The following is a 7,815-nucleotide window of genomic DNA, read 5'->3' as shown; positions in this document are numbered from 1 at the left end:
CGTAGGGTGGGCAACTCGTTGCCCACGCGGTTCACACAGTTGGGATTTTGCCCAGCTTTTTTTATTTTCAGCCGACATTCACAATATTTCAATCCCACCAACCCCACCCCAATATTTCAGGCAGCCTGAAAGTTTTTTCAGGCTGCCTGTGTTTATATGGCAAAAAATCATGTTTGCGCTACAATCTGCCCTACTCTTTTATTTTCATATTTTCAGGCAGCCTGAACCATGTTTTTCCAAGACGATACCCCCGACCTTCTCCGTCATCTCAATCCGCAACAACGCCAAGCCGTTGAATCCAATCCGCAAACTTCCGCGCTGATACTCGCAGGCGCAGGCAGCGGCAAAACGCGCGTACTCACCACTCGCATTGCGTGGCTGCTGCAAAACGCCCATGCTGGTGTCCACAATATTATGGCGGTAACCTTTACCAATAAAGCCGCTAAAGAAATGAACACGCGCCTATCCGCCATGTTGCCGCACAATCTGCGCGCGATGTGGCTGGGGACGTTTCACGGCATTTGCCATCGCCTATTGCGTTTGCATTACCGCGACGCTGGCTTGCCGCAAACCTTTCAAATTTTAGACAGCAGCGACCAAACATCCATTATCAAACGTCTATTAAAACAAATGGATATAGACGAAAAAATACTTGCCCCACGCGTATTACAAGGTTTCATCAATGCCCAAAAAGAAGCAGGCTTACGCGCAGGCTGCCTTGAAGCTCCCGACCCCTACACCCAGCGTTTGATTCGCTGCTACGCCGAATACGAGCAATTGTGTAACCGCGAGGGCGTGGTGGATTTCGCCGAATTATTATTGCGAACTTATGAACTTTTCAATACACATTCTGCACTTTTATCCCATTATCAAAGCCGTTTTACCCATATTTTGGTGGACGAATTTCAAGACACCAATAAATTACAATATGCGTGGCTAAAATTATTGGCGGGCGGCGGCGCGGCGGTGTTTGCGGTGGGCGATGATGACCAGAGCATTTACCGTTTTCGTGGCGCAAATGTGGGCAATATGGCGCAATTTTTACAAGATTTTCAAATCAAACAAGCGATTAAATTGGAACAAAATTACCGTTCAGTCGGCAATATTTTGGCGGCGGCAAACGCGGTCATTCAAAACAACAGCGACCGTCTCGGCAAAAATTTACGCACAGACGCGGAATTGGGCGACAAAATCCGTTTCTTTTCCGCCTACAATGATTTGATGGAAGCAGAATTTGTCGTGTCCGAAATCAAATCTTTGCAACGCGATGGCGCGGATTTAAACCAAATCGCCCTACTCTATCGCAGCAATGCCCAATCGCGCGTATTGGAAAACGCGCTGTTTCAGGCTGCCATACCGTATAAAATTTACGGCGGTTTACGCTTTTACGAACGGCAGGAAGTGAAACACGCGCTGGCGTATTTGCGTTTGGCGGTCAATCCTGATGATGATAACGCTTTGTTGCGCGTGATTAATTTTCCGCCACGCGGCATAGGCACGCGCACGGTAGAAAATATCCAAGCCGCCGCCCAAGAAAGTGGTACAACATTGTTTCAGGCTGCCTGCAAAATGGGGAAAAAAGTCGCGCCCTTTATTGAATTGATTGAACAATTACGCGCCCAAGTCGGCGTGGTGTCGCTGCCCGAATTGGTGCAAAGCGTGTTGGATTTATCGGGTTTGGTGGCGCATTATCGGGCGCAAAAATTGATTGCGGAACAAGAACGTGTGGAAAATTTAGACGAATTGGTCAATGCCGCCATCGGCTTTCGCGTGGCGGACGTGCAATTGGATATGCTGCCTGAAAATTTGGCGGACAATGCCGCGCTGCCCATCATCGCCTTTTTGAGCAATGCCGCGCTGGAAAGCGGCGAAAACCAAGCGGGGCGCGGCGATTCTGCCGTACAAATGATGACGGTACACGCCGCCAAAGGCTTGGAATTTGACGCGGTATTTTTGACAGGGCTGGAAGAAGGACGTTTCCCCAGCGAATTGAGTTTGAATGAAGCGGGCGGTTTGGCGGAAGAACGCCGTTTGATGTATGTGGCGATTACTCGCGCCCGCAAACGCTTGTATTTGAGCATGGCGCAGCAGCGTATGTTGCACGGGCAAACGCAATTTGGCGTGGTGTCGCGTTTTGTAGATGAAATCCCCGAAGCCTTGCTGCACCACTTGTCGCCCAAACCCAAAAATAAAAATCTTAATGACAACAGCCATTTATATTTCAACCAAACCGCGCCCGCCATTTCTCGCCAAGAATTGCCGCGTGAATTTGACGGTTTCCGTGTGGGCGAAAATGTGCGCCATGCCAAATTTGGCGTGGGCGTGATTATTGACGCGCGGGATAAAAATGATGGTTCGGCGGATTTGACGATTAATTTTGGCGTGGACGGTGTGAAAACCTTGAATACGAAATTTGCCAAATTGGACAAAATTTAAAAGTTTTACAGCGTTTAGAATTTACCTACGGCGTGCGCTCTATCGCCGCGCGGCGACTTACTTTTTGAAAAAGTAAGCCAAACAAAATAAAATCAAAAAAATATTATTCAAATGGTTTAAACTTTCAGGCTGCCTGAACTATTTTAACGTGAATTCGGGATAAGAAATAATTAACCATTTGTTTTCATAAATATTCTGCCGTAGGGTGGGTGCTTGCACCCACGATTTTACCACTGTAGAAATTGGCTAATTTGATTTCAGGCAGCCTGAAACATTGAATTACCCCACAAAACTGCTATACTCAACCATCACTTAAACCCATCATCATACGAAAGGTTTTGCCATGCCAAACTATTATGAAAAACTGCTGGATATTGTGAACAAAGACGGCTACCGTTTGCCCGAAGGCGGCGTGTTTCGTGCTTTGGAAGAATTTAAAACGCAATGCAATCAAGTTCTTGCCTACAAACACATGAGCATTCATTTCCGCCACTTTATCCGCGATGAAGCCAACCCAAATGACGATGGCGGCTACATTGCCTTGCACGGTTTGGGCAATATTTTCATCACCAATATCGCCATGTGGACGTATGACCACGCCTACCACACTTTCCCCATTGCGCTGCGCTTTGAAGGACAAAAATTCATCTGCAACACGCAAGAAGACATGGAAATCGCACTCAACGCTTTGATTGATAGCAAAGTGTTAGACCGCTATCTGAATATCATGGAATAAATCAATTGAATCAATGGGGTGGATACGTCCGCCCCATTTTATTGCTTCCGCCCATACACCGCCCACACGCGCAAACGCCGAAACGTCTCCCCGTCCAACATATCGGGCAACACCACCTGCCAAAACACGCGCCCATCACATCGCCATTTCAAAAAACAGCCCCAACGATGAATCAGGCTGCCTGCCAATAATTCCGCTTGAATAAAGCTATCTGATTGATGTTCCGAAATTTTTTTATTTTTTGTAAACCAGCTTGTTTCATCGCCCAATAATAGCCATGCCTGATAAAACTCGTCCACCCACAAATGCCGCACCGCGCAGGGTTCGCGCCACGCCCACGCCGCCGCCGCGCCACTTGCCGCCAGCAAACACCAGCGCGACACCCCCCAAAAATACGTCCACACACACACCATCGTCAAAACAAATAATAAAAAAATCAAAGCCTTTCGCATTTTAGAAACACGAAAGGCAGCCTGAAAATCATTCAGCATTTATTCACCGACTACGGGCGAAACTTGCAAATCCGCCACTTCCAAATCCAGCACCGTATCATGAATTTCCAATTCAAAAAATTCCGTGAACAAGGCAAAATCACGCTCTTCGGGCAAATCATCGTCATCGCCCAACCAGCCCGATAATTCCGCGTCCAAAATCGCCTGATAACGCTCGCCAATATAGGCAACCGCTTGTTCTGGTTCATCAAATTGCGGAATCAGAAACGTGGTGCAATTGCTGCGAACCTGATTCAAAGTCAAATCGGGCATTTGCTCATCATCGTCATTTAATTGGTTGAGCCAATCCACAAAGGCTTGCGTGGGTTTTAATACAACAACACTTCTGTCTACAAAATACATTTTTGATTTCCTTAATAAAATTAATTTTATTGATTTTACTGATTTTGAACACCAGCCACCATTTTTTGTAAATGCGCCACCAACATCTCCCGATTTTCCCCAAAAAACGACACCGTATGTTGTACGGCAATTTTCTCCACCACCTGACAAAATTCTTGAAACTGCGCACGCGTAATCCGCAAACGAAATGAATAACAAAATAAACCCAAAATCTGCCGTTCAGATTCAGCCAAATAGGGAAACATGAGACGTGCATAATCATGCCAAATTTTTGCCAAAATATCATCATGCAAAGCCAATTGATTGGATAATTGTTCATCATGTAAACGGTAACAGACTAAATCATCAGCTAAATTGGCAAATTTTGCCCCTTTTATCGCGCAATCTATCCACATAGCATAATCTTCCGCCACTTTACATTGCCCAGCCTGAATATCATGCTGCCTGAACCAGTCATTGCGCCACATTGCCGTAGGATTAGCAATATTCGCTCTTGCCCGTAAAAACATTACCTTAATTTGACCATCGTCTTCATACAGCTTACTGCTTTCTTGAAAAGTGGCACTAAACCTAAGCATATTGCCACCTACTACGGTAATCTCTGGATGGGTATCCAAAAATGCCGTTTGCTTGGCAAAACGATGAGGGAAACACACATCATCGCTGTCCATACGCGCCACATACGGCACACGCATGGTTTTCACCCAATCCAAACCCAATTTCATCACACCTTGTACACCCTGATTGTGCGGCAAATGATACGCGCGTATGCGACTGTCGCGGCGCATATAATCTTCCAAAATCTCGCCACTATTATCGGTGGAACAATCATTGATTGCTAACACCACAAAATCATCAAATGTTTGATTTAAAATAGAATCCAAACATTCTGGCAAATAAGCCGCCGTATTGTATACAGGCAAAATCACTGCTAATTTCATTGATTTATCCTTTATTTCCATTTTCAGGCAGCCTGAAAACAAAATTCACACCAAAACAATATCATACTGTTCTTGTGAATAATGCACGTCCACTTCCAACAACACAGGTTTGCCAATAAAATCAATCAACATCGCCAAAGATTGCGATTCTTCATCTAAAAACAAATCAATCACTTGCGGCGAAGCAATAATCCGAAATTGTTTCACATCAAAACGCCGACTTTCGCGCACAATTTCGCGCTGAATTTCATAACACAAAGTCTGCGCCGTTTTCAGCCTGCCACGTCCTTGACACACTTCACATGGCTCGCACAAAACATGATTCAAATTTTCGCGCGTGCGTTTGCGCGTTAATTCCACCAAACCCAAGCTGGTAAAACCATTGAGCGTAACTCGGGTGCGATCGTAACTCAAGGCTTTGGCAAATTCGTGTAACACCGCTTCACGGTGTTCAGGCAGCGTCATGTCTATGAAATCAATCAAAATCATGCCGCCCAAATTCCGCAAACGCAATTCACGCGCAATCGCGTAACACGCTTCCAAATTGGTTTTAAAAATCGTCTCATCAAAATTGCGCGAGCCAACAAATCCACCCGTATTCACATCAATGGTGGTCATCGCTTCGGTCGGCTCAATAATCAGGTAGCTGCCAAAATTCAAATTCACACGCGGTTGCAGCGCACGATTGATTTCCGTCTCCACCCCATAAGTTTCAAAAAGCGGACGTTCGCCCTTAAACAAATGAATTTTTTCCGCCGCCCCCTGCACATACAAATTCGCAAAATGCAACATACGTTGATGATTTTGTTTAGAATCCACCAAAATTTGCACCGTGTTGTCATTAAACATATCCCGCAACACACGCAAACTCAAAGGCAAATCTTGATACAACAAACTTTCAGGGCGACACGTTTTCGCTTGCTGGCAAATATTTTCCCAAACTTTGGTTAGGTAATCCATATCCGCTTTTAATTCCGCGTCAGTCGCCGTTTCCGCGCTGGTGCGGATAATGTAGCCACGACTGGCGTTTTCAGGCAGCATGGCGTTGAGTCGGTCGCGCAAAGCCAAGCGTTCTTCTTCATTTTCAATGCGTTGCGAAATACCAATATGATTATCCTGCGGTAAATGCACCAAAAATCGCCCTGCCAAAGAAATTTGCGTGGACAGCCGCGCCCCTTTCGTATTAATTGGGTCTTTAATCACTTGCACCAGCAAAGTTTGCCCTTCAAACAGCATGTGTTCAATGCGTTGCGTTTCATCAGGTTTTTGTTTTTGCTCCAAAATATCCACAATGTGCAAAAATGCCGCCCGCTCCAAACCAATGTCCACAAACGCGCTTTGCATCCCCGGTAACACGCGCCGCACCACGCCCAAATAAATATTGCCCACCAAACCGTGTCCCGAATTGCGCTCAATATGCAATTCACAAATATCATTTTCTTCCAAAATCGCCACCCGCGTTTCTTGGGGCGTGATGTTCACCAGCACTGTTTCGGGTGGGCGTATGATGTCTTTTGGCAAGGGAATAGTGTCGGGTATCATGTTGAAATCTCTGAAATTTTAAAAATATTTTGCGGTATAGATGTTCAGGCAGCCTGAACACCCCAAAATCACCTACACGGCAAAATATTCTCGCGCACAAAAGTGTGTGATTATACACGGTTTTATCGTTAAATTAATGAGTTGTCTACATTTCAGGCTGCCTAATATGGTTATCCCCATATCAAAAGGCAGCCTGAAAATATTTATTTTTCCATTTTTTCAAATACAAACCGTTTACCATCGTGGCGATTTTTCCCTTTCGCGTCTGCCAGCATACGGAAAAAATCCAAACCATAAGCATTGGACAATTTTTCCGCGCGTTTTTTCAATTTTTCAATATTCAATTCAGGGACTTGATTAAACGCCAACACTGCCACATTGCCATGCGTTACCGCAGGCACTTCCAACACCTGCCCATCAAAAATTGTCCGCAAACGCTGCATAAACAAAGGGTAACGCTTATCGCCGCTCCACCAATTTGTCGCAAAAATCCCCTTTTCGCGCAAAGCAATGCGGCAATCATGAAAAAACGGCTCGCCCACCAATTCATCAATAATCTGCACGCCATCAAAACCGTCCACCAAAATCACGTCCGTATTACCGCGCAAAATTTGCACATATTCCGCGCCATCGGCTTCAATGATTTCAAAATTATTCCCTTCAAAATCAAGGCAAAATGAAGTACGCGCCACTTGAATCACTTGCGGATTAATTTCAATCGCCACCTGCCGCGTTTCGGGCAAATATTCGTGCAACCAACGCGCAAACGAACCACCACCCAAACCAATTTGCGTAATATGCTTCGGCAAATCGTCCACAAACAGCAACCACGCCATCATCGCACGGCTATACGACAACACCAGCTCGGGCGGATGCGCAATATTCATGGAACTTTGAATGGTCGGCGTACCCAAATGCAGGGAACGAATATTTCCCACTTCAGAAATATTCACTTCAGGCAGCGTGTTGCGAAAAAAACGATTGCGGCGAAAGGGGTGGGTCATGATTTTTTTCTTTGTAAATAAGTGGGTTAATCAATTTCAGGCAGCCTGAAATATAGTGAATTCAATTTGAACCAGTATAGTGTTGCCAGCTCCCCGATGTACTAGCTGTACACGGCGGTCGCTGTCGCCTCATACTGATTTAAATTGAATCCACTATAATCAAATTGCGTAAAAAAACGCGCTTACGAAAACATAAGCGCGTTTTATTTGGCTGGGGAGGAAGGATTCGAACCTTCGCATGCTGGAATCAAAATCCAGTGTCTTAACCGCTTGACGACTCCCCAAGAAACGGTTTCTTGGCT

General features: G+C 45.5%; 8 protein-coding genes and 1 tRNA gene. 3 read left to right on the top strand and 6 right to left on the bottom strand.

What is annotated here, in order from left to right:
• The 3 genes from Q338_RS14910 to Q338_RS11365 all read left to right on the top strand — a co-directional run.
• Positions 1–322, top strand: a 322-nt coding sequence (locus Q338_RS14910; protein ID WP_169815866.1) for a hypothetical protein, incomplete at its 5' end; no start/stop codon positions are given.
• Entirely contained in the window at positions 229–2,436 is a 2,208-nt protein-coding gene (locus Q338_RS11370) for a UvrD-helicase domain-containing protein (RefSeq protein ID WP_034295516.1), read from the top strand. The genes Q338_RS14910 and Q338_RS11370, both read left to right, overlap by 94 nt.
• 343 nt (positions 2,437–2,779) lie before the next feature.
• A complete protein-coding gene (locus Q338_RS11365) occupies positions 2,780–3,172 on the top strand; it encodes a hypothetical protein (RefSeq protein ID WP_034295514.1) in 393 nt (130 codons plus the stop codon).
• Positions 3,173–3,210: 38 nt separating this feature from the next.
• Here Q338_RS11365 and Q338_RS11360 read toward each other — a convergent pair whose 3' ends face one another.
• The 6 genes from Q338_RS11360 to Q338_RS11335 all read right to left on the bottom strand — a co-directional run bounded on the left by Q338_RS11360 (position 3,211) and on the right by Q338_RS11335 (position 7,797).
• A complete protein-coding gene (locus tag Q338_RS11360; protein ID WP_034295512.1) occupies positions 3,211–3,663 on the bottom strand; it encodes a protein YgfX in 453 nt (150 codons plus the stop codon).
• Entirely contained in the window at positions 3,664–4,026 is a 363-nt protein-coding gene (locus tag Q338_RS11355) for a hypothetical protein (RefSeq protein WP_034295511.1), read from the bottom strand.
• Between the two features lie 35 nt (positions 4,027–4,061).
• The gene (locus Q338_RS11350; protein WP_034295509.1) at positions 4,062–4,967 is read right to left on the bottom strand and encodes a glycosyltransferase family 2 protein; all 906 of its coding nucleotides are present in this window, start codon (positions 4,965–4,967) and stop codon (positions 4,062–4,064) included.
• Positions 4,968–5,012: 45 nt separating this feature from the next.
• On the bottom strand, positions 5,013–6,509 hold the full coding sequence (rng, locus tag Q338_RS11345) for a ribonuclease G (RefSeq protein WP_051968630.1): 1,497 nt from the start codon (positions 6,507–6,509) through the stop codon (positions 5,013–5,015).
• A gap of 203 nt (positions 6,510–6,712) precedes the next feature.
• Positions 6,713–7,513, bottom strand: a complete 801-nt coding sequence (locus tag Q338_RS11340) for a polyamine aminopropyltransferase (protein ID WP_034295507.1) — start codon at positions 7,511–7,513, stop codon at positions 6,713–6,715.
• 208 nt (positions 7,514–7,721) lie between these two features.
• A tRNA-Gln gene (locus Q338_RS11335) sits at positions 7,722–7,797 on the bottom strand.
• Positions 7,798–7,815: the final 18 nt, after the last annotated feature.

Origin of the sequence: Alysiella crassa DSM 2578 (assembly GCF_000745955.1) — a bacterium.
GTDB lineage: Bacteria > Pseudomonadota > Gammaproteobacteria > Burkholderiales > Neisseriaceae > Simonsiella > Simonsiella crassa.
Note: the sequence above shows the minus strand (reverse complement) of the source record. Positions and strands in the feature narration are given on the sequence as shown.